At 69.1% G+C, this 23723-nt stretch carries 24 protein-coding genes; 12 read left to right on the top strand and 12 right to left on the bottom strand.

The features are described from left to right. Nucleotides 1-7 precede the first annotated feature (7 nt). The 4 genes from fliR to ACIQTU_RS04005 all read left to right on the top strand — a co-directional run bounded on the left by fliR (nt 8) and on the right by ACIQTU_RS04005 (nt 4536). Nucleotides 8-778: a flagellar biosynthetic protein FliR gene (fliR, locus tag ACIQTU_RS03990; protein WP_400542644.1), complete on the top strand. Its 771-nt coding sequence runs from the start codon at nt 8-10 to the stop codon at nt 776-778. Continuing rightward, nucleotides 771-1847 (top strand): flagellar biosynthesis protein FlhB, encoded by a 1077-nt coding sequence (gene flhB / locus ACIQTU_RS03995; RefSeq protein ID WP_400542647.1) that lies wholly within the window; start codon nt 771-773, stop codon nt 1845-1847. Before fliR ends, flhB begins: the two co-directional genes overlap by 8 nt. 82 nt (nt 1848-1929) lie before the next feature. Then, entirely contained in the window at nt 1930-4017 is a 2088-nt protein-coding gene (gene cckA / locus ACIQTU_RS04000) for a cell cycle histidine kinase CckA (protein ID WP_400543759.1), read from the top strand. Nucleotides 4018-4245: 228 nt separating this feature from the next. Continuing rightward, nucleotides 4246-4536 carry a hypothetical protein gene (locus ACIQTU_RS04005; protein WP_400542649.1) on the top strand — a complete coding sequence of 97 codons (291 nt, stop codon included), beginning with the start codon at nt 4246-4248 and terminating at the stop codon, nt 4534-4536. Between the two features lie 13 nt (nt 4537-4549). On the opposite strand, the gene ACIQTU_RS04010 is transcribed toward ACIQTU_RS04005, so the two are convergent. Together ACIQTU_RS04010 and ACIQTU_RS04015 are read right to left on the bottom strand one after the other, a co-directional pair. After that, the gene (locus tag ACIQTU_RS04010; protein ID WP_400542652.1) at nt 4550-4753 is read right to left on the bottom strand and encodes a hypothetical protein; all 204 of its coding nucleotides are present in this window, start codon (nt 4751-4753) and stop codon (nt 4550-4552) included. A gap of 100 nt (nt 4754-4853) precedes the next feature. Further along, nucleotides 4854-5042, bottom strand: a complete 189-nt coding sequence (locus ACIQTU_RS04015; protein ID WP_400542655.1) for a hypothetical protein — start codon at nt 5040-5042, stop codon at nt 4854-4856. Between the two features lie 194 nt (nt 5043-5236). On the opposite strand from ACIQTU_RS04015, the gene ACIQTU_RS04020 reads away from it, so the two are divergent. Beyond that, a complete protein-coding gene (locus ACIQTU_RS04020) occupies nt 5237-5848 on the top strand; it encodes a superoxide dismutase (protein ID WP_400542658.1) in 612 nt (203 codons plus the stop codon). A 76-nt stretch (nt 5849-5924) separates the two neighbouring features. Here the strand turns inward: ACIQTU_RS04020 and ACIQTU_RS04025 are convergent, their stop codons facing one another. Next, nucleotides 5925-6728: a hypothetical protein gene (locus ACIQTU_RS04025; RefSeq protein ID WP_400542661.1), complete on the bottom strand. Its 804-nt coding sequence runs from the start codon at nt 6726-6728 to the stop codon at nt 5925-5927. A 59-nt stretch (nt 6729-6787) separates the two neighbouring features. Next, nucleotides 6788-9382, bottom strand: a complete 2595-nt coding sequence (locus ACIQTU_RS04030) for a TonB-dependent receptor (protein WP_400542664.1) — start codon at nt 9380-9382, stop codon at nt 6788-6790. Between the two features lie 331 nt (nt 9383-9713). Here ACIQTU_RS04030 and rpsD point away from each other — a divergent pair, with 331 nt between their 5' ends. From rpsD to ACIQTU_RS04045, 3 genes are all read left to right on the top strand, one after another. Further along, nucleotides 9714-10331: a 30S ribosomal protein S4 gene (gene rpsD, locus ACIQTU_RS04035; protein ID WP_400542667.1), complete on the top strand. Its 618-nt coding sequence runs from the start codon at nt 9714-9716 to the stop codon at nt 10329-10331. A 141-nt stretch (nt 10332-10472) separates the two neighbouring features. Then, entirely contained in the window at nt 10473-10853 is a 381-nt protein-coding gene (locus ACIQTU_RS04040) for a hypothetical protein (protein WP_400542670.1), read from the top strand. Between the two features lie 107 nt (nt 10854-10960). Further along, nucleotides 10961-13345: an EAL domain-containing protein gene (locus ACIQTU_RS04045; RefSeq protein WP_400542672.1), complete on the top strand. Its 2385-nt coding sequence runs from the start codon at nt 10961-10963 to the stop codon at nt 13343-13345. Here ACIQTU_RS04045 and ACIQTU_RS04050 read toward each other — a convergent pair. Next, nucleotides 13315-14430, bottom strand: a complete 1116-nt coding sequence (locus ACIQTU_RS04050) for an NADH:flavin oxidoreductase/NADH oxidase (RefSeq protein ID WP_400542675.1) — start codon at nt 14428-14430, stop codon at nt 13315-13317. The genes ACIQTU_RS04045 and ACIQTU_RS04050 overlap by 31 nt on opposite strands. 159 nt (nt 14431-14589) lie before the next feature. Between ACIQTU_RS04050 and ACIQTU_RS04055 the strand changes: the two genes are divergently transcribed. After that, nucleotides 14590-14718, top strand: a complete 129-nt coding sequence (locus ACIQTU_RS04055) for a hypothetical protein (RefSeq protein WP_400542678.1) — start codon at nt 14590-14592, stop codon at nt 14716-14718. Continuing rightward, nucleotides 14718-15098 (top strand): hypothetical protein, encoded by a 381-nt coding sequence (locus ACIQTU_RS04060; RefSeq protein WP_400542681.1) that lies wholly within the window; start codon nt 14718-14720, stop codon nt 15096-15098. Before ACIQTU_RS04055 ends, ACIQTU_RS04060 begins: the two co-directional genes overlap by 1 nt. Before the next feature lie 65 nt (nt 15099-15163). On the opposite strand, the gene ACIQTU_RS04065 is transcribed toward ACIQTU_RS04060, so the two are convergent. The 5 genes from ACIQTU_RS04065 to ACIQTU_RS04085 form a co-directional block, all read right to left on the bottom strand. Continuing rightward, a complete protein-coding gene (locus tag ACIQTU_RS04065) occupies nt 15164-15589 on the bottom strand; it encodes an acyl-CoA thioesterase (protein ID WP_400542684.1) in 426 nt (141 codons plus the stop codon). A 6-nt stretch (nt 15590-15595) separates the two neighbouring features. Continuing rightward, complete coding sequence (gene grxD, locus ACIQTU_RS04070; protein ID WP_296177740.1) at nt 15596-15946, bottom strand: Grx4 family monothiol glutaredoxin; 351 nt, start codon at nt 15944-15946, stop codon at nt 15596-15598. Between the two features lie 88 nt (nt 15947-16034). Beyond that, nucleotides 16035-17285 carry a hypothetical protein gene (locus tag ACIQTU_RS04075; protein ID WP_400542686.1) on the bottom strand — a complete coding sequence of 417 codons (1251 nt, stop codon included), beginning with the start codon at nt 17283-17285 and terminating at the stop codon, nt 16035-16037. Between the two features lie 130 nt (nt 17286-17415). Next, nucleotides 17416-17757: a hypothetical protein gene (locus ACIQTU_RS04080; RefSeq protein ID WP_400542689.1), complete on the bottom strand. Its 342-nt coding sequence runs from the start codon at nt 17755-17757 to the stop codon at nt 17416-17418. Between the two features lie 111 nt (nt 17758-17868). Then, nucleotides 17869-18783, bottom strand: a complete 915-nt coding sequence (locus ACIQTU_RS04085) for a LysR substrate-binding domain-containing protein (RefSeq protein ID WP_400542692.1) — start codon at nt 18781-18783, stop codon at nt 17869-17871. Between the two features lie 56 nt (nt 18784-18839). Here ACIQTU_RS04085 and ACIQTU_RS04090 point away from each other — a divergent pair, with 56 nt between their 5' ends. Continuing rightward, complete coding sequence (locus ACIQTU_RS04090) at nt 18840-19985, top strand: MFS transporter (RefSeq protein ID WP_400542694.1); 1146 nt, start codon at nt 18840-18842, stop codon at nt 19983-19985. Here the strand turns inward: ACIQTU_RS04090 and ACIQTU_RS04095 are convergent. Further along, nucleotides 19982-21433, bottom strand: coding sequence for a PLP-dependent aminotransferase family protein (locus ACIQTU_RS04095; RefSeq protein ID WP_400542697.1), 1452 nt, complete (start codon nt 21431-21433; stop codon nt 19982-19984). The two genes, ACIQTU_RS04090 and ACIQTU_RS04095, sit on opposite strands and share 4 nt — an antisense overlap. Before the next feature lie 66 nt (nt 21434-21499). On the opposite strand from ACIQTU_RS04095, the gene ACIQTU_RS04100 reads away from it, so the two are divergent. Then, complete coding sequence (locus ACIQTU_RS04100; RefSeq protein WP_400542699.1) at nt 21500-22108, top strand: YitT family protein; 609 nt, start codon at nt 21500-21502, stop codon at nt 22106-22108. Here ACIQTU_RS04100 and ACIQTU_RS04105 read toward each other — a convergent pair. Further along, nucleotides 22100-23596 carry a DUF1570 domain-containing protein gene (locus ACIQTU_RS04105; RefSeq protein ID WP_400542702.1) on the bottom strand — a complete coding sequence of 499 codons (1497 nt, stop codon included), beginning with the start codon at nt 23594-23596 and terminating at the stop codon, nt 22100-22102. The genes ACIQTU_RS04100 and ACIQTU_RS04105 overlap by 9 nt on opposite strands. Nucleotides 23597-23723: the final 127 nt, after the last annotated feature.

Here is a 23723-nt window from a genome sequence, read left to right on the forward strand (position 1 = left end):
TCGCCGCATGGAATCCTACGCCACCGCCGATCAGATCTGGGCCGGCGGCCTCATCTTCGCGCGGATCGGCGCGATCCTGATGACCATCCCCGGCATCGGCGAGAGCTATGTCCCGCCGCGCGTGCGCCTGTCGCTGGCCCTGCTGCTGTCGCTGGTCATGTGGCCGCTGGTGGCCGGGACCCTGCCGGCCCTGCCGCCGACCCTGGGCGGCATGGTGGGCTGGATCATCCGCGAGGTGGCGACCGGCCTGGCCATCGGCGTCATCCTGCGCAGCTTCATGACGGCCCTGGTCACGGCGGGCGAGATCATTTCGCAGCAGACGACGCTCGGTTTCGCCCAGACGGCCAACCCGCTTCAGGCCTCGCCGGGCTCTACTCTGTCGGCCTTTCTGATGCTGCTGGGGGTGACGCTGATCTTCGCCACCAACACCCACCACCTGTTCATCGCCGGCATCCTGGGCTCCTACGAGGCCATCTCGCCCGCCAAGCCGATGATCGCGTCGGACTTCGCCGCGATGGCCGTGCGGACGCTGGGGCAGAGCTTCATGCTGGGGGTCCAGTTGTCGGCGCCCGTGCTGGTCTTCGCCCTGATCTTCAACCTGGCCTCGGGCCTGATCGCCCGGGTCATGCCGGCCTTTCAGGTCTATTTCGCCGCCGCCCCGCTCAGCGTCCTGCTGGGCCTTTCGATCTTCGCGCTGAGCCTCGGCGTGATGGGGACCATCTTCATCGACCGCTATCGCGCCCTGGCGCGGGTGTTCACGGGAGGGAGCCTTGGCTGAAGGTTCCGATCCCGAGTCGAAAACCGAAGAGGCCACCCCGCGAAAACTTGAGGAAGCGCGGAAGAAGGGCGACGTCGCCAAGTCGCCGGACGTGGCGGCGGCCATGTCCCTGGCGGGCGCGGTGGCGGTGCTGCTGATCGGCGGCGGCTATTTCTCGCAGCAGATGGCCGAGGACATGCTGCCCTTCCTGGCCGAGCCCCACGCCATGATCGGCGGGCTGCAGGCCGGGGCCGGGGTCGAGATCGGCATGCGCGCCGTCTGGGCCGTGACGCCCTTTCTGGCCGCCCTGATGCTGGCGGTCATCATCGGCGGGGTGGGGGGCAATCTGGCCCAGTCGGGCTTCCTGTTCACCGCCGAGAAGCTGAAGCCCAAGTGGTCGACGCTCAGCCCGCTGTCGGGCTTCAAGCGCATCTACGGCCCCGACGGCATCGTCCAGTTCATCAAGACCTTCCTCAAGCTGATCGCTATCGGCGCGGTGTGCTGGTGGGTGCTGAAGCCCCATGCCCGCGAGTTCGAGAACCTGGCCGCCATGAGCCCGGCTGCGATCCTGCCCTTCGCGCGCGATCTGGCGGGGTCGCTGATGATCGCCGCCCTGATCTTCCTGGGCTTCACCGCCGGGGCAGACTTCATCTGGCAGAAGTTCCGCTTCGCCAAGCGGATGCGGATGACCAAGGAGGAGATGAAGGAGGACTTCAAGCAGACCGAAGGCGACCCCCACGTCAAAGGCAAGCTGCGTCAGATCCGCATGCAGCGCAGCCGCCAACGCATGATGCAGGCCGTGCCGACCGCCACCGTCATCGTCACCAACCCGACCCACTATTCGGTGGCGCTGCGCTATGAACCGGATCAGGGCGACGCCGCCCCCATCTGCGTCGCCAAGGGCGTCGACGCGGTGGCTCTGCGCATCCGCGAGCTGGCCAGGGAGAGCGGCGTGCCGGTCGTCGAGAACGTGCCCCTGGCCCGCGCCCTCTATGCCGCGGTCGATGTCGACGAGGTCATCCCGCGCGAACACTTCGAGGCCGCGGCCAAGGTGATCGGCTTCGTCATGCAGGGACGGAAGCGGCGGTGAGGCGCGTCCGCTTGATCCTCCCCCGCGTTGCAGGGGAGGATCGCTCTCCCGCTAGGGCGCTGGAACGAGCTTCGGTATGCTGATGGTTAATGATTCGCGCGGGCAGGACGCCATGACGATTTCCCGGCCGAAGGCGGCGGCGACGCGCCGTCCGACCTTTGATCCCCTGCTGGTGGTGATGGCGCTGGGCTTCGCCCTGGCGGTCGCGGCCATGGTCTATCCGGCGTTCCGGGCCAACGCCTTCACGGCGCCGGGCCTGATCCTGATCTTCGCGGCGGGAGCCACGGCCCTGATCTGGCTGTTCGCCTTCGGCCGGGCCGAAGTGCGCCGCGCCCACGGCGACACGGCGGTCGAGATGCTGGACGCCATGGCCGAGCCCGCCGCCCTGGTCTGGCCGTCCGGTCAGGTCCTGGCCTACAACGCCGCCTGGGCCGAGGAGAACGGCGCCGTCACCGCCCTTCCGCGCGGCAAGTCGGCGCAAGCTCTCTACATGGCCTTCGCCCAGGCCCGCGAAGGTCATCAGGGCCGCGCCATCGTCCAGATCGGCGCGCGCGAGATCGAGGTCCTGATCGGTCAGGCGGGGCAGGGGCGTTTCCTGGTCCGCGCCGCCCCCGACGCCGTCCTGCCGGTGCCGCAGACGGCCCCCGTCGCCGCTCCCGCCAAGGTCAGCGGCGAGGCCCGCGCCATGGCCGCCGGCGCCCCCTTCGGCTCGACGGTGATTGCCGGCGACGACCTGTTTGCGGGCAAGGCCGAGGATTCCAACGCGGCCCTGGCCGTCCTGACCGGCCCCGCCGCCTCTGGCGACGCCGCCTTTGGCCACCTGTTCGACCTGGCGGGCGTGACCGAGGCCAAGACCAAGCTGGCCGCGGGGTCTTCCGGCCCGATCGAGCTGGTGGCGCGCGCCTATCCCGACCGCCACCTGCACCTCTATGTCGCGCCGGAAGGCGACAAGCGCCGCGTCTGGCTGTTCGACGTCTCGTCGCAGAAGTCGATGGAGCTGCAGCTGTCGCAGGCCCAGAAGATGCAGGCCGTGGGCCAGCTGGCGGGCGGCGTGGCCCACGACTTCAACAACCTGCTGACCGCCATCCAGATGCAACTGTCCGAGCTGCTGGAGCGTCACCCGGTCGGCGATCCCTCCTATGACGGGCTGAACCAGATCCGCCAGACCGGCATCCGCGCCGCTGATCTGGTCAGGAAGCTGCTGGCCTTCTCGCGCAAGTCCACGGTGCGGCGCGAGCGTCTGGACCTGGGCGAACTGGTCGGCGAGTTCGCCGTCCTGCTGCGTCGCCTGCTGCGCGAGGACGTCCGTCTGGAAACCGACTACGGCCGCGACATGCCGCTGGTCCTGGCCGACAAGAGCCAGCTGGAAACCGCCGTCATGAACCTGGCGGTCAACGCCCGCGACGCCATGCGCGGCGTGGTCGAGCCGGGCGCGGGCGTGGTCACCATCAAGACCCGCCGTCTGACCGAGGCTCAGGCCCGCGACATGGGCTGGCGCGAGGCCGCCGGCGAGATCGCCCTGATCGAGGTCTCCGACACCGGCCCCGGCGTGCCGTCCGAACTGGTCGACAAGATCTTCGAGCCCTTCTTCACCACCAAGGCGGTCAACGAAGGCACCGGCATGGGCCTGGCCACCGTCTATGGCATCGTCCAGCAGGCGGGCGGCCACATCAGCGTCTCGAATATCGAGGGCGCGGGCGCCGCCTTCCGCATCTTCCTGCCCGCCGCCTCGGCCGAGGAACTGGTCGCCGCCCCGGTGGTCGAGAAGGTGGTCAAGGCCGCGCCGCGCGACCTGTCGGGCGCGGGCCGCATCCTGTTCGTCGAGGACGAGGCCGCCGTGCGCGGCATCGCCGCCCGTCTGCTGCGCCAGCGCGGCTATGAGGTGATCGAGGCCTGCGACGGCGAGGAGGCCCTGATCCTGGCCGAGGAATGGGCGGGTCAGATCGACATGATGATCTCCGACGTCATCATGCCGGGGCTGGACGGTCCGTCCCTGCTGCGCAAGGCGCGGCCCTTCCTCGGCGACGCCCCGGTCATGTTCATCTCGGGCTACGCCGAGAGCGACTTCTCGGACCTGCTGCAGGACGAGACGGGCGTCTCCTTCCTGCCCAAGCCGCTGGACATCAAGACCCTGGCCGAGCGCGTGAAGCAGGAACTGCACGCGGGCTGATCGCCGCCCCGCCGTCATCCCGGGGCTGCGCAGCAGAACCCGGGACCCAGGCGGCGGATCACAAGCGCCGTTGCGGCAGGAGCGGGCGCCTGGGGCCCGGCTCTCCGCTTTGCTACGGCCGGGACGACGGCGGGGTGGCCTTGGACGCGCGAGTCTGTTTTCGGGTCGGTAGCCAATTTCGCAAATCGACCCGTTGCGGACATTCGCTAGCCGTTTCATCCTGCGGACATGAATATCGGTTTTTGGCTTGGCGCGTCTCTGGCGGCGCTTCTGTACGCGGCGGTCGTCAGCACGATCGCCATGTGGATTTTCAGCCGCATGGGCCGCACCCAAAAGCGCATTTTCTGGGCTTTCACCGTGGCGTTCGTTTTTTGCGCGGTTCCTTTGGCGTTCTCCAGCGGCCCTATAGACGCGCGGATATCCATTACGCTTCAAACCCTCGCCTTCGCGCCTTGGCTCGCGCTTCAGTTGGTGCTGCTAAACCGCGCTAAGGCCAAGGAAGCGGAAGCCACTTTTTGAATAGGCAGCCTCTTCAGCGAGAGACGAACATGCCCTTTGCTATCGCCCGCTGATACTCCTCGAAGCTGTGCCCGGGGCAGCGGCTACGAAGTTCTTCGAGAACTTCCAGACTGGCGGCGGGCTGGCCGTTCGAAACAAGCTTTAGAGCAGCATCCCAGCGTCCATCACGGACCTCCTCACAGAGATCGAAGGCAGCAAGAGAAAGGGCGTCGAGCATCCCATGATGTCTAGGATAAGCAATGTCCGCTTTCCACCCTTAGCGGACATTCAACGCAGCCGCTTTCGACCTTCAACCCTATAGTGGTTGGAGCGCAGCCTCACACCCTCAGATCAAAATGGCGCGGTTCGGCGCCGCGGCGTTCGCGGGCGGCGTCGTGCAGGGTGTCGGCCAGGTCGAGCAACTGGTGACGGCGCAGGCGCGGGATGATCTCCAACAGTTGCAGCCTCAGAGTCTCGGCTTCGGCGTCGGTCAGGGGAGCGGGCCGGCGGAGGGAACGAACGGGCATGGCGATCCTCCTTTCGGGAGGGCTCTCGAAGACGTCGGAATGACCTTGGGGAAACGGGTATTTCGCCCGTACGGTTCCCAATCGGCCCTCCTCGAGCGAAAAACTGAACAAAGGCCGCGCTAAAGGCTTGGGTCTTTCGTGCGCCGCCCTAGATAGGGGCCAGACGAATCCAAACGCCGAAGAGGAAGCTCCCCATGGCCTTCACCCTGCCCCCGCTGCCCTATGCCCACGACGGCCTGGAGCCCGCCATCGACAAGGAGACGATGAGCTTCCACTACGACAAGCACCATCAGACCTATGTCGACAACCTGAACAAGGCCGTGGCCGCCGCCGGCGTCGAAGGCCAGTCGTTCGACGAACTGTTCGCCAAGATGTCGACCCTGCCGGTCGCCGTGCGCAACAACGCCGGCGGCGTGTGGAACCACACCTTCTTCTGGGACGGCCTGGCCCCCGTCGGCACGGGCGGCGCACCCTCGGCTGAGCTGGCCGCCGCCATCGACGCCGACCTGGGCGGCATGGACGCCTTCAAGGAGGCCTTCAACGCGGCGGGTCTGGGCCGCTTCGGTTCGGGCTGGGCCTGGCTGATCGTGCAGAACGGCAAGCTGAAGATCATCTCGACGCCGAACCAGGACAACTCCCTGATGGACTTCGCCGAGGAAAAGGGCGCGCCCCTGCTGGTCGCCGACGTCTGGGAGCACGCCTACTACCTGAAGTACCAGAACCGCCGCGCCGAGTTCCTGGCCGCCTTCTGGTCCATCGTGAACTGGAACAAGGTCAACGAACTGTACGCCGCCGCCAAGGCCTGACGACAGCGACCGGTCCAAAAGAGAACGGCCCCGGAGACATCTCCGGGGCCGTTTTTCATGCGCGGTCTTCCACCGGTCAGGGCAGACGCATGGCCAGGATTTCGCGGGTGCGGCGGGTGATGCCGTAGAGGACGCCCGGTTCGCTTTCGTCCCAGTCGACCGCCTGACCCTCGGCCTCCATGCCCAGGGTCTCGACGTGATCCAGCACCCCGCCGCCCTCGGGGAAGGCGACGACATAGAGCTCGGGGTGGTCGTGGCCGCTGAGGTAGAGCCGACCGTCCGGCCCCCAGCCGCCGCCCGAAATGCTCATCGGCGCGATGCGCTCGAGGATGGAGGCGGGGATGGCCCAGCTCTCGGTGCGCCGCCACTGGTCGTCGAAACGGACCAGGGTGGTGTGGCGGTGGTCGCGCGGGGCCTCGCCGCCGCGTCCGTCATAGTTGGCGAACATCCCCCACCAGGCCCCGTCGTGACGCTCGATCCAGGTCAGGGAGCCTGTGCCCAAACCGAGGGCGACGCTGCGGATGTGATGCAGGTCCTGCGGATCGAAGACCTCGACCGTGCTGACGTGGGGCGTGCCGGGGAAGTTGGAGCTGGCGCAGACCAGTTCGGTGCTGATCAGGGTGCAGGAGTTGATGTGGGGAAAGCGCTTGGGATCGCCCGACCACGCGGCCTTCTTCTGCCCGGTCGCCTTGTCGTAGCGGGTCAGGGACCAGTTGGAGACGGCGTAGATGTCATGGGGGCCGACGGCCACGCCCTGACGCGCGTCGGACGGATAGCGGCGGACGGTTTCCATCTGTCCAGCGAGGGCAGGCGCGGGGGCGGGCGGGGCGGCCTGATCGGAGGCGGTCAGGGCGAGGGCGGCGAGGGCGGCGGTCAACATGGGCAGGTCTCTGGAAGAGGAAGGCCGCCCTCCAGTCTGGAAGGGCGGCCTGAAGGGGATCAGAAGCTGGCGGACAGGCCGACCCAGAAGGTGCGGCCGTATTCGGCGGACTCCTGCAGATAGCCCTTGTTCGGGCCGGTCACTTCGCGGCGGCCCGCGTCGTTCAGGTTCTGGCCCTCGACGAAGACCGTCATGCCGTTGTCGAAGCGCCAGCTGATCGAGGCGTCATAGAGGTGACGGCCCTTCCAGTACTGGTCGGCGTTGGGGATGGTGTCGTTGATGGTCTCGAGGAAGCCGCCGACATAGTTGTGCGAGATCCGCGCCTCCAGCGGGCCACGCTGGTAGTAGATCGAGGCGTTGGTCGTGGTGTCCGGCTGCTGGAACAGGCCGGTATGACGCTCGCCCGCCGAGGTCAGGAAGGTGAACTCGGTGTCCAGGAAGGTGGCGTTGGCGCTGACGCCGAAGCCGTCGAAGGGCGCCGGCAGCATGGTCAGGGCCTGCTGGAAGCCCAGTTCGATGCCGCGGATTTCCGCCGACTGGGCGTTCATCGGGGTGGAGACCAGAACGTCCTCCAGACCCCGGCCCACGTCCATGCGCTGGACGGAGCTGAGGCTGAAGATCTCGTTGTCGATCGACTTGCTGAAGACCGCGACGGAGACCAGGCCGTCCGTCGGGTAGTATTCGAACGACAGGTCGAAGCCCTCGCTCTCGCGCGGCTCCAGATTGGGGTTGCCCCGCGACAGGGTCGGCTGCGAGCCGTCGAAGCTCAGGCTTTCGCTGGCGGCCAGCGAGCCGAAGTCCGGACGGCCGATGGTGTTGGTCCAGGCGGCGCGCACCACCATGTCCTCGCGCAGGTCCCAGCGCAGGTGGACGCTGGGCAGCCAGTTCTCATAGCCGCCCTGGTTGTGCGCGGGCGTCAGGACGCCGCCGGTGTTGCGCACGGCCTGGGACTCCACCTCGGTCTTCTCGTAGCGCAGGCCGCCCAGGACGGTGACGTCGCCGATCCGGTAGCTGGCCTGGCCATAGGCGGCGTAGACGTCCTCGGTCACGTCATAGTCGCCGGTCGGCAGGGAGGTCGTGGCGATGAAGCGGTCGCGGTTGGCCTCGAAGAAGCGCTCGGCCAGACCGGCGTCGATGCGGGCGCCCAGGTCATAGCGGCCCTGGATCAGCTCGCTCGGGCCAGCGACGTCCACCTCGTCGAAGGTGAAGGCGAAGCCGGGCGCGGTCTTGTAGTCGACGCGGCTGCTGGCGAAGGACCGCTCGCTGGAGCGCAGCAGGCCGCCGAACTTGACCTTCAGGTTGCGGTCGAAGCCGCCGTCGTCGAAGGCGGCGTTGAAGCGGGCCTGCACCGTGTCCTCGTCGCTGGCGGTCAGGGACACCCGGCGTTGCTGCAGGTTGTAGAGCTTGGCGTCGCGGAAGGCCGTCGGGTTGGTCGGCGTGAAGACGGGGAAGAAGTCGCTGGTGTCGTAGTTGAAGCCGAAGCTGGAATTGGCCGCCGTGCGGAACTCATACGAGGTGTTCGGCGTCTCCAGCGCGGCGGTCGACCACGACAGGTCGCCGTCCAGGGTCCACAGCGGCGCGGCGTTCCACTCGAAGCCGGTGCGCAGCAGGCCGATCTCGCGCTTGGTGATCGGCTGGTTCAGGCCGACGATGTTGCGTCCGGCGGCGAAGGTTCCCGAGGTTTGGGTCTGGTTCGACACATTGCCGTTGGGCTCGGTGCGGAACTCGATCCGCTCCTCGTCGTCCTCCATGCTGGCCCACAGCGCCGAGGCCTCCCAGCGGAAGTCGTCGTTCGGACGCCATTCCAGCTTGCCGTTCAGGCCCGAGCGCTGCTTGGTGTTGTTGTACCAGAACAGGCGGTGTTGGGTCGGCACCTGGATGCCGTTGCCGCTGGCCGCGCCCGAGTCCACCGGCTTGCCGGCGGCGTCGTACTCGCGCACCGACGGGGCGGCGACCTCGACCTGCGGGATGTCGTAGTCCAGCTGTTCGTGCGAGGCGCCGACCACCACGCCCCATTCGTCGTTGGCGCCGAAGCGGCGGCCGGTGGCGAAGCTGAGACGGTAGGACGGATCGTCGTTGCGCACGTCGCCGCTGCGCTCATAGACGCCGTAGGAGGCCATGCCGTCGAAGAAGGGGCCCTTGCGGTCGAAGGCGCTGCGGGTGCGGACGTTGATGACGCCGCCGATGGCGTTGCCGTCGTTCTCGGGCGTCACCGTCTTGATGACCTCCAGCCGGCCGGCCATGACCGAGGGCACGATGTCCATCGGCACGGTGCGGGCGCTTTCGTCGACCGAGCCGACAAAGGCGCCGTCGATGGTGGTGCGGTTATAGGTCGAGGCCAGACCGCGCAGGATCGGCCAGCGCGGCTCGCCCTGGTCCTCCATGATCGAGACGCCGGGGATGCGGCGCAGGGCGGCGGCGGTGTTGTGGTCCGGCAGCTTGCCGATGTCGTCCGACGATACGGCGTCCATGACCTCGAACTGGCGGCGCTTGACGGCGATGGCGGCGCGCTGGGCTTCGCGCTGGCCGGTGACGACGATCTCGTCGACCTCGGAGACAGCCTCGGCGGGCGCGGTCTGGGCCAGGGCCAGGCCGGGGGCGCAGAGCGCGGTGGTCGCCAGCAGGGCGGCGGCGGCGAAACGATGGGCGGACATGGGCGGAAGGCTCCCCGATACAAGAACTGGTGTCGGGGCGGCGAGCTAGGCCGTGGGTGCGACGATCGCGGCTCAGTTTGATAGCGGTTTCGCCACTGTTCGGCGGCGGAACCGTGAGGAATGGTCCAGAACCGGAGTCTGCGATCCGTGCGGCATGGGTCTGAACCCGCGCCGACATTGACTCTCGGGCCTGCCGGCCTCATAAGCCCGCCCTTCTCGCATCGGGTATCGGCCCGAGGCGCAGATTGACTACGGACGATGCGTGGACCGCCGTTGAGATCGCCGCTCCAATCGGGGAGGGGCCGGGCCGCATCAGCATGAAGAGTGACTTATGTCCAAGCGCCATAGCGCCAAGTACAAACTTGATCGGGTCATGGGTGAAAACCTGTGGGGCCGCGCCAAGTCGCCGGTTAACAAGCGTTCGTACGGCCCCGGCCAGCACGGTCAGCGCCGCAAGTCGAAAGTCTCGGACTTCGGCCTGCAGCTGAAGGCCAAGCAGAAGCTCAAGGGCTACTACGGCAACATCACCGAGAAGCAATTCTCGGCCATCTACGACGAAGCCGGTCGTCGTAAGGGCAACACCTCGGAAAACCTGATCGGTCTGCTGGAATCGCGTCTGGACGCCATCGTCTACCGCGCCAAGTTCGTCCCGACCGTCTGGGCCGCTCGCCAGTTCGTCAGCCACGGCCACGTGACCGTCGACGGCAAGAAGGTCGACATCGGTTCGTACCGCGTCAAGCCGGGCCAGGTCATCGAGGTCAAGGAAAAGTCGCGCAACATGGCTCTGGTGCTCGAAGCCCAGCAGTCGTCGGAACGCGATGTGCCTGACTATCTGGAACTGGGCGACCGCGGCTTCTCGGTCCGTTACGTGCGCGTGCCGGAACTGTCCGACGTGCCGTACCCGGTCAAGATGGAACCGAACCTGGTCGTCGAATACTACTCGTCCTGATTTCAGGCGATCGACGATAGAGTTGATGGAAGCCCCGGTGAAAACCGGGGCTTCTTTCTTATTCAGCATCCGCTGTTCCCTTGCGGAAGGAAGCAGCGCATTCTGACCGGGTGGACCATGATCCGCCCCCGGAAGGCCGAGATGAGACGAACCGCCGCCCTCTGCGCCCTTGCTGCTGTCGCCGTCCTGGCGTCTGGCTGCGCTTCGACCGGCGCCGTGTCGACTGCCGGGATGCCGGGCCAGCTGGAGCCGATCCACGCGGCCGCCTTCACGCGCGACACGGCGGTCTTCTGGGTCAGCTCGAACGGCTGCACCAGCAAGGCGGATGTCAAACCCTTCATCACCCGGCTGCGCGACAGCGCCGTCATCACCCTGCGCCGGCTCGACGAGGACCGTTGCTCGGACGTCAAGTCCGAGGGCGTGCAGTTGCAGTGGTCCTTCGAGGAACTGGGATTGGAGCCGGGCTCCGAGGTGTCGGTCAACAACCCCTACATGATGCGTCAGGACGTCAAGGCGAACTGATCCGCGTTCTGGCGGCAAGGCTTCGTTAGCCATGCCGGACGACGGGCGATTAAGGATTGGGCCGCTAGAGACCCGATCCCCCCTGTCGCGTTCTCCGTTCGGATTCCATGCGTATCGTAGATTGTCTGACCAACGCCCATAACCTGGCGCTGGTCGCCCTGGCCGCGCTGGTTTGCGTGCTGGGCAGCTGGATCACCATCAGCCTGCTGAAACGGGTCCGCAGCACGCGGGCCGGCGCCCGCGCCGCCTGGATCTTCCTGGGCGCGGTGGCGGGCGGCGCCACGGTCTGGTGCACCCATTTCGTCGCCATGATCGCCTATGAGCCGGGGATCGCCGTTGCCTATGAGCCGGGCCTGACGGGCCTGTCGCTGCTGGTCGCCATCCTCGGGTCGGGGACAGCCCAGTTCGTGGCGGCGCAACGCTTCCCGGGATCGGGCCTGGTCGGCGGCGTGCTGTTCGGTCTGAGCGTGGCCGCCATGCACTTCATCGGCATGGGCGCCTTCGCCGTCGACGCCGTGATCCAGTGGTCGGTCCCCTATGTGGTGGTCGCCGTGGTCGGTTCGGTCGTATTCGCCGCCCTGGCCTTCAAGGCCGACAAGCTGTGGCCGACGGTCAAGGGGCGCTGGCTGGCGATTCTCTTCATGGTGCTGGGCATTGTGGTGCTGCACTTCACGGCCATGTCGGCCATGACCATCCTGCCCTTCGCGCCGCTGGACGGGGCGCTGACGGGCGACGACGCCAAGCATATCCTGGCCATCGGCGTGGCCGGCGTCGGCCTGCTGGTGCTGGGCGCCGGCGCCGCCAGCTATGCCCTGGACAGCCAGTCACGGGGCCAGGCCGAAGTGCGCCTGCAACATCTGATCGAGGGCAGCGTCGACGGCATGGCGGTCGAGCGCGACGGCGTCATCATCGCCCTGAACGCCGCCCTGCTGAAGCTTCTCGACGCCGAGCGCGAGGCCGTGGTCGGCCAGAGCCTGTCGCGATGGGCCGAGGACGTCGCCCGTCTGGTCGACGGAGACATGGTCCAGTCGTCGCTGTCCACTCTCACGGGCGAGATCCTGCCGGTCGAGCTGGCGGCCAAGCGCGACCACGCCAGCGAGGGCGAGGTCATGCTGTTTTCCGTGCGCGACCTGCGGGCCCGCCAGGCCCAGGAGCGTCGCATCGCCCATCTGGCGCGCAACGACAGCCTGACCGGCCTGCCCAACCGCGCCTCCTTCCTGGAGCGCCTCAGCCGCCAGACCGCCACCCTCAAGTCGGGCCAGACCCTGGCCCTGTTCGCCCTGGACCTGAACCGGTTCAAGGAGGTCAACGACCTGTACGGCCACGCCGTCGGCGACAAGCTGCTGTGCCGTATCGCCGAGCAGCTGCGCGAAGCGGTCAAGGATGGCGAGTTCGTGGCCCGTCAGGGCGGGGACGAGTTCGTGGCCATGGCGCCCGTGGCCTCGCGCGCCGAGGCCCAGGCCGTGGCCGAGCGCCTGCGCGCCGCCGTCATTCGGCCGGTCACCATCGAACACGCCGACCTGTCGTGCGGCGCCAGCATCGGCGTGTCGCTGTGGCCCGAGGACGCCGACGACCTGTCGACCCTGATCAACAACGCCGACCTGGCCATGTACCGGGCCAAGGGCTCGCTGACGGTCGACATCTGCTTCTACGAGGCGGACATGGATCAGGCCGTGCGCGCCCGCCGCCGCGTCACCCAGGCCCTGCGCGAGGCCCTGGATAACGAGAAGTTCGAGCTGCACTATCAGGTCCAGGCCTCGGTCGAGACCGGCAAGGCCATCGGCTACGAGGTCCTGCTGCGCTGGAAGGACGAGAACGGCCGCAACATCCCGCCGTCGGACTTCATCCCTGTGGCCGAGGAGACGGGTCTGATCCTGCCGATCGGCGAATGGGTGCTGCGTCAGGCCTGCCGTCAGGCCGCCGCCTGGCCCGAGCCGCATCGTATCGCCGTCAACCTGTCGCCGGTGCAACTGGGCCATGTCGACCTGCCGCGTCTGGTGCATCAGGTTCTGCTGGAGACCGGGCTGGCCGCCTCGCGGCTGGAGCTGGAGATCACCGAGACGGCCATGATCAGTGACATGGAGCGCACCACCCATGTGCTTCGTCAGCTGAAGGCCCTGGGCGTCACCATCGCCATGGACGACTTCGGCACCGGCTATTCGTCGCTGTCGACGCTGCGGGCCTTCCCCTTCGACAAGATCAAGCTGGACCGCTCCTTCATGACCGAGCTGGACGGCGCCGCGCCCCAGTCGCGAGCCATCATCCGCGCCGTCCTGACCATCGGCGAAAGCCTGTCGATCCCGGTTCTGGCCGAGGGCGTCGAGACGGCCGAGCAGCTGGCCTTCCTGCGCGATCAGGGCTGCGACGAGGTGCAGGGCTATCTGCTGGGCCGGCCTCAGCCGGAAGCCGACGCCCTGGCCAATGGCGCCGCCGCAGTGACGACGGCGCCGTCAGGCGAGGCTCAGGCGAAGGCCGCGCGCGCCGTCGCATAGCCCGGCCAGTGTCCGGCGCCGGCCCGTTCGTACTGGACGGGCAGGCCTTCGGGCAGGCCCAGGGCCACGGCGGCGTGGTGGCCCCAGTTGGGGTCGTCCAGCACCGCGCGGGCCAGGGCGATCAGGTCGGCCTTGCCCTCGACCAGCAGGTCTTCGGCCTGCTGCGGGGTGACGATCATGCCGACCGCCATGACATTGGCCTCGGGCGCCGCCGCCTTGACCGCCTCGGCGAAGGCGACCTGATAGTTGGGCTGGTCGCCCGGAATGCGGGCCGTGGCGATGTTGCCGCCGCTGGTCAGGTGCAGATAGTCGTAGCCCATGGCGTGAAGCGCGGCGCCGAAGGCTTGCGCCTCCTCGACCGTGATCCCGCCCTCGGTCCAGTCCGAACCGTTGAAGCGCACGCCCAGGGCCTTGGTGCGGGGCCAGGCGTCGCGCAGGGCCTGGGCCACGCGCAGCGGGAAACGCATCCGGTTCTCCAGCGAACCGCCGAACTCATCGGTCCGTTCGTTCGACAGCGGCGACAGGAACTGGGTCAGCAGATAGCCGTGGGCCGCGTGCAACTCGACCAGATCGAACCCTGCGCGGTCAGCGCGTTTCGCCGAATCGACGAAGGCCTCAACCACCCGGTCCATGCCCGCCTGATCGAGCGCGGTCGGGGTGTGCCAGTCGGGCTTGAAGGCCTGGGCTGAGGCTGAAAACGTCTCCCAGGCCTTGTCGGCGGGGGCGGGGCCGCCCCGGTCGATCCACGGCGGATTGGTCGAGGCCTTGCGTCCGGCGTGGGCCAGCTGGATGCCGATGGGGGTGTCGGAATAGGTGCGGATGTCGCGGATGATCTTCGCGAAGGCGGCTTCCTGCTCGTCGTTCCACAGGCCGGTGTCGGCCCAGGAGATGCGGCCCGCCGCCTCGACCCCCGTGGCCTCGATCACCACCAGTCCGGCGCCCGACAGGGCCAGCCGCCCGATGTGCTGGGCGTGCCAGGGCTGGGGCAGGCCGTCCACCGCCGAATACTGGCACATCGGCGCGACGACGATGCGGTTCTTCAGCGTCAGCGGCCCGACGGCGCGCGGGGTGAACAGCAGGCTCATTCTGGATCTCTCGGTTCAACCCCGGATACAGGGGGTGGGGAGGCGGGTCACAGTAGCTATGACTGTGGCTGTTCCGTTCAACCCCCGCCTTTCCGATTATTCACGTGATATGGAACGGCGACGCTGGCAGTTTGCCGCCAGCAAAGAAGGGGAACACCTATGCGCCGTCTCATCATCGCTCTCGCCGTCGCCGCTGTCGCCGCGCCCATGCTGTCGGGCTGCATCATCATCGCCAGCGACAAGCCGACCACCCGCGTCATCCACTCGACCCCGGCCGAGGCCAACTGATGCGTCTGGCAGCCGTCGCAGCCGTCGCCCTGCTGCCGCTGCTGGGCGGCTGCGTCATCTATTCGAGCGATGGCGGGGAGCGGAAGGTCAACATCAACAACCAGGTCGTGGCTCAGGCCGAAGTCCTGGAAGCCGTCCGCAAGGTCGACTTCGACGGCCAGCGTCTGACCGTCGTGGTCGGCTCCAACGGCTGCACCGAGGCCTCCAGCTTCGAGGTCAAGATCAAGGACACGGACCCGGCCGAACTTAGCCTGATCCGTCGCGCGCCGGACCTGTGCAAGGCCATCGTCCGTGAAGGCGTCGCCGTCAGCTGGACCTACGCCGAACTGGGCCTGACGACCGGCCAGCACGTGCGCGTGCTGAACCCGATCAGCCTGTAAGAAACGCCAGGTCTTTCCTCCCTGTTGCCGTGCAACAGGGAGGAAAGGGCAGGCTCAGGCCTTGGCTAGGCCGAAAACGGCCCCAGCATTTCCGTCGGGATGCGGGCGGGGCGCAGGGTGGCGGCGTCCACCAGACACCATTCAGAGACGCCTTGCGCGCACAGACGGCCTTCGCCGTCCTCGATGCGGACGTAGCGATTGAAGCGCGGCCCCTGTGGGTCGCCGACCCAGGTGCGGGCGACGACGCCGGTCGCGCCCGGCGCGATGGCGCGCAGGTAGTCGATCTCGTGCCTCAGCGCGACCCAGGACCACTTGGCCCGCGTCGCCTCGTCGAAGCGCGCGTTCCAGTGGGCCGTGCCGACGTCCTGCAGCCAGCCGACATAGACGACGTTGTTGACGTGGTTGTTCTCGTCGATGTGCTCCGGCCGCACGTCCAGCGGGACGACGAAGACCTCGCGGTCGTCGCGCGGGGCCAGCTGCGGCCGGGCCATCCGGTCTCAGGCCTCGCCGAGGGCGACGCCCTTCTCGACCATCAGGGCCTGCAGTTCGCCGGCCTGGAACATTTCGCGCACGATGTCCGAGCCGCCGACGAACTCGCCCTTGACGTAGAGTTGCGGGATGGTCGGCCAGTCGGTGAAGCTCTTGATGCCGTCGCGCAGGGCTTCGTCCTGAAGCACGTCGACGCCGACGAAGGCCGCGCCCACGTGGTCGAGGATCTGCACCGCCAGCGAGGAGAAGCCGCAGCGCGGCGCGTCCGGCGTGCCCTTCATGAACAGGACCACGTCATGTTCGGCCACGGTCTGGGCGATGAAGGCGTGGACGGGGTCGGCGGCGGCGTCAGCGGTCATTTGATCGGTCACGGTAAGGGGCCTTTCAGCGAAGCCCGTCAGCTAGGCGCCCAATGGGGCCGGGTCAAGGCCGCTGCGGCGTAAGGGCTCAGGCGGTTTCCGGCGTCCGCGCCAGACGTTCGGCGCGCTGGGCCAGGGCCGGGGCGCCATGTTCGCGGGCCGTGGCGGCGGCCTCGACCAGCATCAGGCCCAGGCCGCGCGGGGTCTGGCCGGTCCAGCGGGCGCGGGCCAGGGCGATCCGGGCCATGCCGATCTGGTCCGAGGCCCAGTCCAGCGGGGTCGCCAGCACCGAGGGACGGGTCAGGCGTCGACGCAGGCCGCTTTCGATCTCCAGCAGGGCTGGCAGGTCGCCGACCGATCCGGCGCGCGACGCTTCTTGCGCCACACGGCGTTCGTGGGCCAGGGCGCCCAGCACCAGTCCGCCGCCCTCGGTCAGGGCCTCGGCCTGAACCAGAACCAGCAGGGGCAGGGTCTCGCGCTCGGCGCGCAGCACCTGGATGGCGGCCCAGTCGAGCGGGCTGTGGTCGGGGGTGAACTGGTCGGCGGCGGCGTCGAACAGGGCGTGGGCCTGATCGCGGGCCAGGACATCGTCGGCGATGGCCGCCAGGGCCGCCATCCCGGCGGCGCACAGGGCCAGGGCGCGGGCGCGGCTGAGCGGGCGCTGTTCCGGCGTGGCGGCCTCGACCAGGGCGCGCAGGTCGGCGCCGGCCTGATCCAGCATGCGGGGGTCGCGGGCGGCTAGTCCGGCTTCCAGCATCAGGGCGGCGCGGTCCATCCGCAGCTCGTCCTCGACCGGGCGCTGATGCCCTTTCAGGCCGTGCAGGGCGGCGTCCAGCAAGGCGGCGGCCTCCTGTAGGGCCGTCGTCTCGCCCGAGAGCGAAGCCTGCCGCGCCCGCAGCCGGGCGTGCAGGGCGGCGACCACGGAGGCGGTGTCGCCGCGTCGGGCCGGGGGCAGGGCGGCCAGCAGGGTCAGGATGGCGTCCAGGCGGTCGGGCTCGCCGCACAGGTCGAACGCCATCATCCCGGTCTGGGCCAGTTCCAGCGCGGCGCGGATGGTTTCGTCGTCGTTGCGGGCGTGGCGCGCGGCGTCGCGCGCAGCGGTCTCGGCCTTGTCCAGACTGGTCGCGGCGCCGCAGCGGCGGGCGTGCTCGCGCCACAGGGCCGAGGCCCGCAGGGCGGCGTCATGCGGGCGGGGGCAGGAGACGCGACCGGCGTCGACCGTCTGCTGACGGGCCTCGACCTCGACCAGACCGAGGCCGATCAGCTCCAGCCAGCCGAGATCGTCGCTGTCGCGCGCCTTCTCGAACAACCGTCGCAGATCTCTGCCGAATTCGAACATCGCTGGCCTTCGTCGTCCCGCTTCGGGATCGCGGAGGCGATCCTGCGGATGCACAAGCAAACGCAGCGCCGCGGGATGGGTTCGACTTGAGCATATGGACGAAATCGGCGCGGCGTCCGCCGCGGCGCGGTCAGCCCAGGCGCGGGGTCTTCTGACGGCAGCGCGTGAGCACGGTGCGGGCCTCGGTCTCGCCCGCCGACAGGCGCTTCACCGAATCGAGGCGGGCGCGGGTCTGGTCGTTCTCGGCGGCGACGGGGTCGCGGCCCGAGGCGGTCGCCGCCTGCATGGCCGCCAGCGACCAATAGAGGGCGGCGTCATAGAGGGTGCGGCCGTAGCGGCTTTCGCCGCCTTCCAGCTCCGACGCCGCCTGGGTCAGCCCGGCGCACCGCACCGCCTCGTCGTAGGAGACGAGCCGGGTCGTCTGGGCCGGACCCAGAACCGCAAGCGCGGCGGTGACGACAGCGATGAACATCAAAAGCTCCACGGCGCCCCGACGAGGATGAAAACCCGGCGCCGCATCCCCCTAGAGAACCACGGTCGTGTGTCGGATGAAAGACGTGTTCAGTAAAGCTTCAGGTTGCAGTCAATTCGCTGCCGGCGCGAGACCCGGCGCCAGGGGCATGGCGGCGCCCTGATCGACCAGCCAGCGGACGAAGGCGCGCCGCGCCCGCGACGCCTCGCCTGCGCCGGGAATGGCCGCGACGGCGCCGTCGTCGGCGTGAAAACCGAACGGCGCCAGCAGTCGTCCGTCCTGCACCGCCTCCGCCGCCAGGGCCCAGGGCAGGACCGCCGCGCCCCAGCCCGCCAGGGCCGCGTCCAGAACGAAGTGCAGGTGGGCGACCGGGCGTTCGGATGTGGCTGTCGAGCGGCGCCCGCTCAGCGTCGACCAGTCCCTCCAGCCGCTGGGGTGGGTGCGCGCCGTCAGGCGCGGCGCGCTCAGCACGGCCGCGCGCGGGTCCTCGCCCGCCAGGGAAGGCGCGATGACGGGGCCGACGGCGTTGGGGATGATCCGTTCGGCCTTCAGCGTCTCGATCCGCTCGGGGTCCAGCAGGCGCAGAACCACATCGGCCCCGCGCCGGCTGACCGCATGGGGCGCCAGTTCGACCAGATGCACCCGGATCTCGGGGTGCCGCCGTCCAAAGTCGGCCAGACGCGGGATCAGCCATTTGACCGACAGGCTGGCGTTGACGGCGACGTGCAGGTCCTGACCCTCGCTGCGCGCTCTCGCCACGGCGGCGGCGACGCCGTCAAAGGCGGCGGTCAGGCCGGGCAGCAGGTCGCGGCCCGCCCGTGTCAGGGTCAGGGCGTGACGCGGCCCCTCGAACAGCCGCACCCCCATCTGGGCCTCCAGCGCCTTGACCTGACGGCTGACGGCGCTGTGGGTCACGTTCAGTTCGGCGCCCGCCAGGGTGGCGCTGCCGGTCCGCGCCATGGCCTCGAAGGCCCGCAGCGCATTCAGCGAGGGCAGGGCGGCGCCGGATGTGAGGTTTTCGAACATGCCCTTCCCGATAGGTCGCTTTCGCCCCGGCGGCAATGCGGGGATCAGAGCGGTCTATGTCGTCCTCTGCTTCTCGCCTGATCGTTCCCGTCCTCGGCTTCGGCCTGATCGTCGCCTTCGCTTCAAGTTATTACCTGCTGGGGGTGCTGGCCGAGCCGCTGGCGGCGGGGACGGGGACCACGCCGTCACTGGTGTTCGCGGGGTTGTCGGGGGCCTTCCTGATCTCGGCGGGGCTCAGTCCCTTCGGCGGACGCTGGGTCGACCGGCGCGGCGGGCGCGAGGTCCTGGCGGTCGCCTCCGTGGTCTTCGCGCTCGGCTTGGCTGGGCTGGGCCTGTCGCAGGGGCCGGTCAGCATGGTCGCCTCCATCCTGACGCTGGGGATCGGCATGGGGGTCGGCTTCTATGGTCCCGCCTTCGCGGTTCTGGTCGCCCTCCACGGCGAGGAGGCCAAGAAGCCCATCACCGCCGTGTCCTTGATCGGCGCTTTCGGCGGGGCGCTGGGCTGGCCCCTGACCCTGGCCATGATCGAGGCGGTCGGCTGGCGCGGGGCCTGTTTCGGCTGGGCGGGGCTGCATCTGCTGGTCTGCCTGCCCCTCTATCTGACCCTGCTGCCGGACGGTCGCGCCGGGCCGCGTCCGTCAGCCGAGGCCGGGCGGGTGCGCTGGGACGGGCGGATGATCCGGCTGGCGGTGCTGTTCGCCGGGGCCTGGTGGATCGCCACGGCCATGAGCGCCCACCTGCCGCGTCTGCTGGGGCGCTTGGGACTGGAACCCGCCGAGGCGGCGGTGGCTGCCAGCCTGATGGCGGGCGCGGCGGTGGTCGTGCGGCTGCTGTCCTTTCTGACATCGGGCAAGGGCTCGCCTGTGCTTGTCCTGCGCTTCGCCACCCTGCTGCACCCGCTGGGCGCAGCCATCGCCTTCTTCGGCGGCAAGTCGCTGGCCGGGGCCGTGTCTCTGGGGCAGGGCGCGGGCAACGGCCTGCTGTCCGTGGCCTCGGGCGTCCTGCCGCTGCACCTGTTCGGCAAGGAAAACTACGCCACCCGTCAGGCCCTGATCCTGACCCCTGCGCGCTTCCTTCAGGCGGCGGCGCCGCTCAGCTACGGCGTCCTGCTGGACCGCTCGGCGGCGTTGGCTCTGCTGGCGTCCAGCGCGGTCTGCGTGCTGATGTTCGCCATGACCTTCGGACTGGAACGGCGGGGCTAGATCACCGGCTCGGCGTCCACGCGCTTCACGGCCTTGCGCGGCGCGCGGCGGTCCAGGGTGTTCCAGGCGGCGGCCAGCCCTTCGACAGCGCGGTCCAGATCGGCCTCGTGGCGACTGAAGGGCAGGCGCAGGAAGCGCTCATAGGCGCCGTTGACGCCGAACCGTACGCCGGGCGCGATGCGCACGCCGTGGTCCGGCGCGGCCAAGGCCAGACGCGTGCTGTCGGCCCGGGGCAGTTCGACCCACAGCGACAGGCCGCCGTCGGGGCGACGGGTCTTCCAGTCGGGCAGGGCCTCGGCCAGGCGGGCGCGCAGATGGGCCTCCTGCCGTGCGATGGCGCCACGTCGCGCCTCCAGCGGCGCGGGATCGCCGCTCAGCAGGACGGCCGCGGCCAGCTGCTCCATGACCGGCACCCCCAGATCCAGCGAAGGACGGCGGCGGATCACCACGTCGATGACCTCGGCGTGGGCGCGCAGCCAGCCGACCCGTAGGCCGCCCCAGTAGGGCTTGCTGGTCGAGCCCAGCCGGATCACGTGCGGGCCATGATCGACCGGCGGCGGCGGCGGGCACTCGAACCACAGCTCGCGCAGGGTGTCGTCCAGCACCAGCAGGGCGCCGACGCGGGCGGCGGCGGCGGCCAGCGCGGCCTCGTCGTCCGCCGACAGGACATGGCCGGTCGGGTTCTGGTGGGCCCCGATCAGATAGATCAGTCGCGGGCGGACGCGGGCGATGGCCGCCAGCATCCCGTCGATGTCCCAGCCCTGTGGCGTCATGGCCACCGGCGTCAGGTCCAGCCCCGCCTGCACCAGGGCGTCCAGCGCGTGGGGATAGCCGGGGTGCTCGACCACCACCCGATCGCCGGGCCGGGTTGTGGCCCGCAGCAGAATGGCCAGCGCCCCCAGCGCCCCCGCCGTGACCACGATCTGATCTGGCGAGGTCGCCAGGCCTTCGGCGCCATAGCGGTCGGCGACGACGCGGCGCAGGGCCTCGATCCCTACCGGCTCATAGCCCCGGCCCGGCAGGTGGGCGGGCAGGGCCTCCAGCGCCCGGGCATAGGCGGCGTGGACCTGTGCGTCGGCGGGCATGGAGGCCGTCGCCATGTCGATGACGCCGGGCGTGTCGTCGCCCTGCATCGGCCCGTCCAGCCGCACGGGACGTGAGGCGGCGCTGGCGGGCAGGGCGGTGACGCTGCCCGATCCGGTGCGGCTGACGACGAAACCTTCGGCCCGCAGCCGGTCCAGCGCCGCGCTGACGGTGATGCGGCTGACGCCCAGGGTCTCGGCCAGCCGCCGCTCGCCGGGCAGGCGCGCGTTCAGCGACAGCCGTCCGTCGAGGATCAGCAATTTCAGCGCTTCGGACAGGCGGCGATAGGCGGGCTCGCCGTCCGGCCCGCGCCAGCCGTTCAGCTGGCGCGACAGGGAGGCCGAGTTGACGAGGAGGTCGCGCATAAGGCCATCGTCACGAAAGCGGCTCTATAAAACAAGGCCAATTATCGACTGTATGGCCCCATGTTCATGCGTCGCTTCATCCAGCTTCAGATCGGCCTTCTGCTTTACGGGGCGTCGCTGGCCCTGATGGTTCGCGCCGACCTTGGCCTCAATCCGTGGAGCGTCCTGCATCAGGGCCTGTCGGAGCGGACCGGGATCAGTCTCGGCATGGTGGTCAACCTGGTCGGGCTGCTGGTCCTGCTGGTCTGGATTCCTCTGCGCCAGAAGCCGGGCGTGGGCACCATCTGCAACGTCCTGCTGATCGGCACGGCGGCGGATGTGGCGCTTTGGGCTCTGCCGCCCATCGAGGGGCTGGCGCTGCGGAGCGCTTTCCTGACGGCGGCCATCGTGCTGAACGGCGCAGCGACGGCGGCCTATATCGGGGCGGGCCTCGGCCCCGGCCCGCGCGACGGCCTGACCACGGGGCTGGTGCGCGTCACCGGCTGGCGGATCGGCTGGGCGCGCACGGCGATCGAGGTCGCGGTCCTGGCCATGGGCTGGATGCTGGGCGGCGTGGCGGGCGTCGGCACCGTCCTGTACGCCCTGGCCAACGGCCCCCTGGTCCAGTGGTTCATGGCCCGCTTCGAGATCGCCCCCAAGCCCGAGGCCGAGGCCGAGCCTGCGCCCTCAGTCTGAGGCGACTTCGCCCGTCGCGCCTCGGATCTGATCCAGCAGGGCGCGGGCGCGCTCGACATGCTCGCCGCCGTGCGGGTTGTTGGCCACGGGCGTCAGCATGGCCGCCGCCTCGTCGCGGCGGCCGACGTGCAGCAGGGCGTCGGCGGCCTGGGCGCGGGCGCCCATGACCTGGGGCGCATAGGCGACAGCGAGGCGCCAGGTCTGCAGGTCATTGTCGTTGGGGTAGGAGTCCGCGATCCGCCGGATACGGGCCAGGGCCAGATAGATGCGGTAGTCGGTCGGATCGGCTTGCAGCGCACGCGCCAGATAGGCCTGCGCCTCGACATAGCGTTCCACACGCGTGTCAGGCGCCTGATCCCCGGCCTTGATGCGGGCGCGGGCCAGCAACAGCAGGGCCTCGGGATCATCGGGCGCGACGGCCAGGGCCTGCGTCAGGGCGGCCTCGCCGGCATCGGCGTCTCCCCAGTTCAGTTCGGCCCGCCCCAGGGTGACCAGGGCCAGTCTGTCTCCGGGGTAGCGGCCGGCGTCGCTCCGCACCTTCGTCAGCAGGACCTGAGCGTCCGCCTCGTCCTTGGGGTAGCGGATGTTCAGGCTGTCCAGCAGCATCCGATCGGCGCTGGCGGGCAGGGCCTGGAAGCGCACCGACGAAGCCGTTTCGGCCATGCGGATCTCCGCATAGTTCATGGTTCCGCGCAGATAGGCCTTCAGCGCGGCCTCCAGACTTTCGGGCGTTTGGCCCAGATGGGTCTGAAGCGCCTCGACCGGCGGCATCCCTCGCGCCACGGCGGCCAGATAGGCGTCCAGCCCGCGCCGCCGGTCGGCGTCCATGAACATATAGTGGGTCAGCAGCCAGGACTGGGCGTAGAAGGCGCTGCGTGCGCGCCGGTTTTCAAGGTCGCGGGGGCGACTGGTCAGCAACTGCTCGACCGGGATCCAGTCGACTTCGTTCAGCGTCCGCAGCCGGCCCGGATTGAAATAGCCGACCGTCACCTTGTCCGGATTGTCGACCGCGGCGGTCATGAAGAATTCGGCGAAGCCTTCGGTGAACCAGCCCGGATAGCCGCCGGGAAAGTTCTGGAACATGAAATGGTGGGCGTATTCATGGAACAGGATGTCGTCGCCGCCGCGCCGGTTCAGCGCGGCATAGACGTCGGTCTCGCTGGCCGAATAGAAGCCGGCGACCCCTTCGGCCAGGTTGGGGTTCACCTGGCGCAGGTCCTTGTTGGTGTGGACCAGATAGACGGGCAGCTTTCGCGCCCCTTCCATCGGCGGCACGCTGAGCTGCCGGCGAAGCAGGGCGTCGAAGCGCTCCAGTCGCTCGGCGTGGCGACGCAGGTCGCCCTCGGAGCCCTCGCCATAGACCAGGAAGTTGGCCGTCTCGGCGCGCCGCCATTCGGCCTGGGCCGCCTGAAGGGAAGTGAGCGTGATCACACCCCCCAGCAGCAGTGCACGCGACAGCCGGACAATCGTCCTGTTCCGGTTCTTCATAGGCAGCCCCTCGTTCGCACCCAGCCTATCGGTCGGGAATGACAATCGCAAAACGACGGTTGGCCGCAGGCGGATGCGGCGTCCGAACCTCGCCAGACCCTGCCGCGCGGTCATGAAAGGAAGACCG

This window comes from Brevundimonas sp. NPDC090276 (assembly GCF_044772165.1).
Classification (GTDB): Bacteria; Pseudomonadota; Alphaproteobacteria; order Caulobacterales; family Caulobacteraceae; genus Brevundimonas.

What these genes read in the sequence shown, in the direction of transcription:
- ACIQTU_RS04085 (WP_400542692.1), bottom strand. Translation starts at nt 18,783, where the DNA reads ATGTTCGAAAACCTCACATCCGGCGCCGCCCTGCCCTCGCTGAATGCG.
- ACIQTU_RS04095 (WP_400542697.1), bottom strand. Translation starts at nt 21,433, where the DNA reads ATGCGCGACCTCCTCGTCAACTCGGCCTCCCTGTCGCGCCAGCTGAAC.
- rpsD (WP_400542667.1), top strand. Translation starts at nt 9,714, where the DNA reads ATGTCCAAGCGCCATAGCGCCAAGTACAAACTTGATCGGGTCATGGGT.
- ACIQTU_RS04055 (WP_400542678.1), top strand. Translation starts at nt 14,590, where the DNA reads ATGCGCCGTCTCATCATCGCTCTCGCCGTCGCCGCTGTCGCCGCGCCC.
- ACIQTU_RS04105 (WP_400542702.1), bottom strand. Translation starts at nt 23,596, where the DNA reads ATGAAGAACCGGAACAGGACGATTGTCCGGCTGTCGCGTGCACTGCTG.
- ACIQTU_RS04045 (WP_400542672.1), top strand. Translation starts at nt 10,961, where the DNA reads ATGCGTATCGTAGATTGTCTGACCAACGCCCATAACCTGGCGCTGGTC.
- ACIQTU_RS04040 (WP_400542670.1), top strand. Translation starts at nt 10,473, where the DNA reads ATGAGACGAACCGCCGCCCTCTGCGCCCTTGCTGCTGTCGCCGTCCTG.
- ACIQTU_RS04100 (WP_400542699.1), top strand. Translation starts at nt 21,500, where the DNA reads ATGCGTCGCTTCATCCAGCTTCAGATCGGCCTTCTGCTTTACGGGGCG.
- ACIQTU_RS04060 (WP_400542681.1), top strand. Translation starts at nt 14,718, where the DNA reads ATGCGTCTGGCAGCCGTCGCAGCCGTCGCCCTGCTGCCGCTGCTGGGC.
- ACIQTU_RS04010 (WP_400542652.1), bottom strand. Translation starts at nt 4,753, where the DNA reads ATGCTCGACGCCCTTTCTCTTGCTGCCTTCGATCTCTGTGAGGAGGTC.
- ACIQTU_RS04030 (WP_400542664.1), bottom strand. Translation starts at nt 9,382, where the DNA reads ATGTCCGCCCATCGTTTCGCCGCCGCCGCCCTGCTGGCGACCACCGCG.
- ACIQTU_RS04065 (WP_400542684.1), bottom strand. Translation starts at nt 15,589, where the DNA reads ATGGCCCGGCCGCAGCTGGCCCCGCGCGACGACCGCGAGGTCTTCGTC.
- ACIQTU_RS04005 (WP_400542649.1), top strand. Translation starts at nt 4,246, where the DNA reads ATGAATATCGGTTTTTGGCTTGGCGCGTCTCTGGCGGCGCTTCTGTAC.
- ACIQTU_RS04020 (WP_400542658.1), top strand. Translation starts at nt 5,237, where the DNA reads ATGGCCTTCACCCTGCCCCCGCTGCCCTATGCCCACGACGGCCTGGAG.
- ACIQTU_RS04075 (WP_400542686.1), bottom strand. Translation starts at nt 17,285, where the DNA reads ATGTTCGAATTCGGCAGAGATCTGCGACGGTTGTTCGAGAAGGCGCGC.
- cckA (WP_400543759.1), top strand. Translation starts at nt 1,930, where the DNA reads ATGGTTAATGATTCGCGCGGGCAGGACGCCATGACGATTTCCCGGCCG.
- ACIQTU_RS04025 (WP_400542661.1), bottom strand. Translation starts at nt 6,728, where the DNA reads ATGTTGACCGCCGCCCTCGCCGCCCTCGCCCTGACCGCCTCCGATCAG.
- grxD (WP_296177740.1), bottom strand. Translation starts at nt 15,946, where the DNA reads ATGACCGCTGACGCCGCCGCCGACCCCGTCCACGCCTTCATCGCCCAG.
- ACIQTU_RS04080 (WP_400542689.1), bottom strand. Translation starts at nt 17,757, where the DNA reads ATGTTCATCGCTGTCGTCACCGCCGCGCTTGCGGTTCTGGGTCCGGCC.
- ACIQTU_RS04090 (WP_400542694.1), top strand. Translation starts at nt 18,840, where the DNA reads ATGTCGTCCTCTGCTTCTCGCCTGATCGTTCCCGTCCTCGGCTTCGGC.
- ACIQTU_RS04050 (WP_400542675.1), bottom strand. Translation starts at nt 14,430, where the DNA reads ATGAGCCTGCTGTTCACCCCGCGCGCCGTCGGGCCGCTGACGCTGAAG.
- ACIQTU_RS04015 (WP_400542655.1), bottom strand. Translation starts at nt 5,042, where the DNA reads ATGCCCGTTCGTTCCCTCCGCCGGCCCGCTCCCCTGACCGACGCCGAA.
- fliR (WP_400542644.1), top strand. Translation starts at nt 8, where the DNA reads ATGGAATCCTACGCCACCGCCGATCAGATCTGGGCCGGCGGCCTCATC.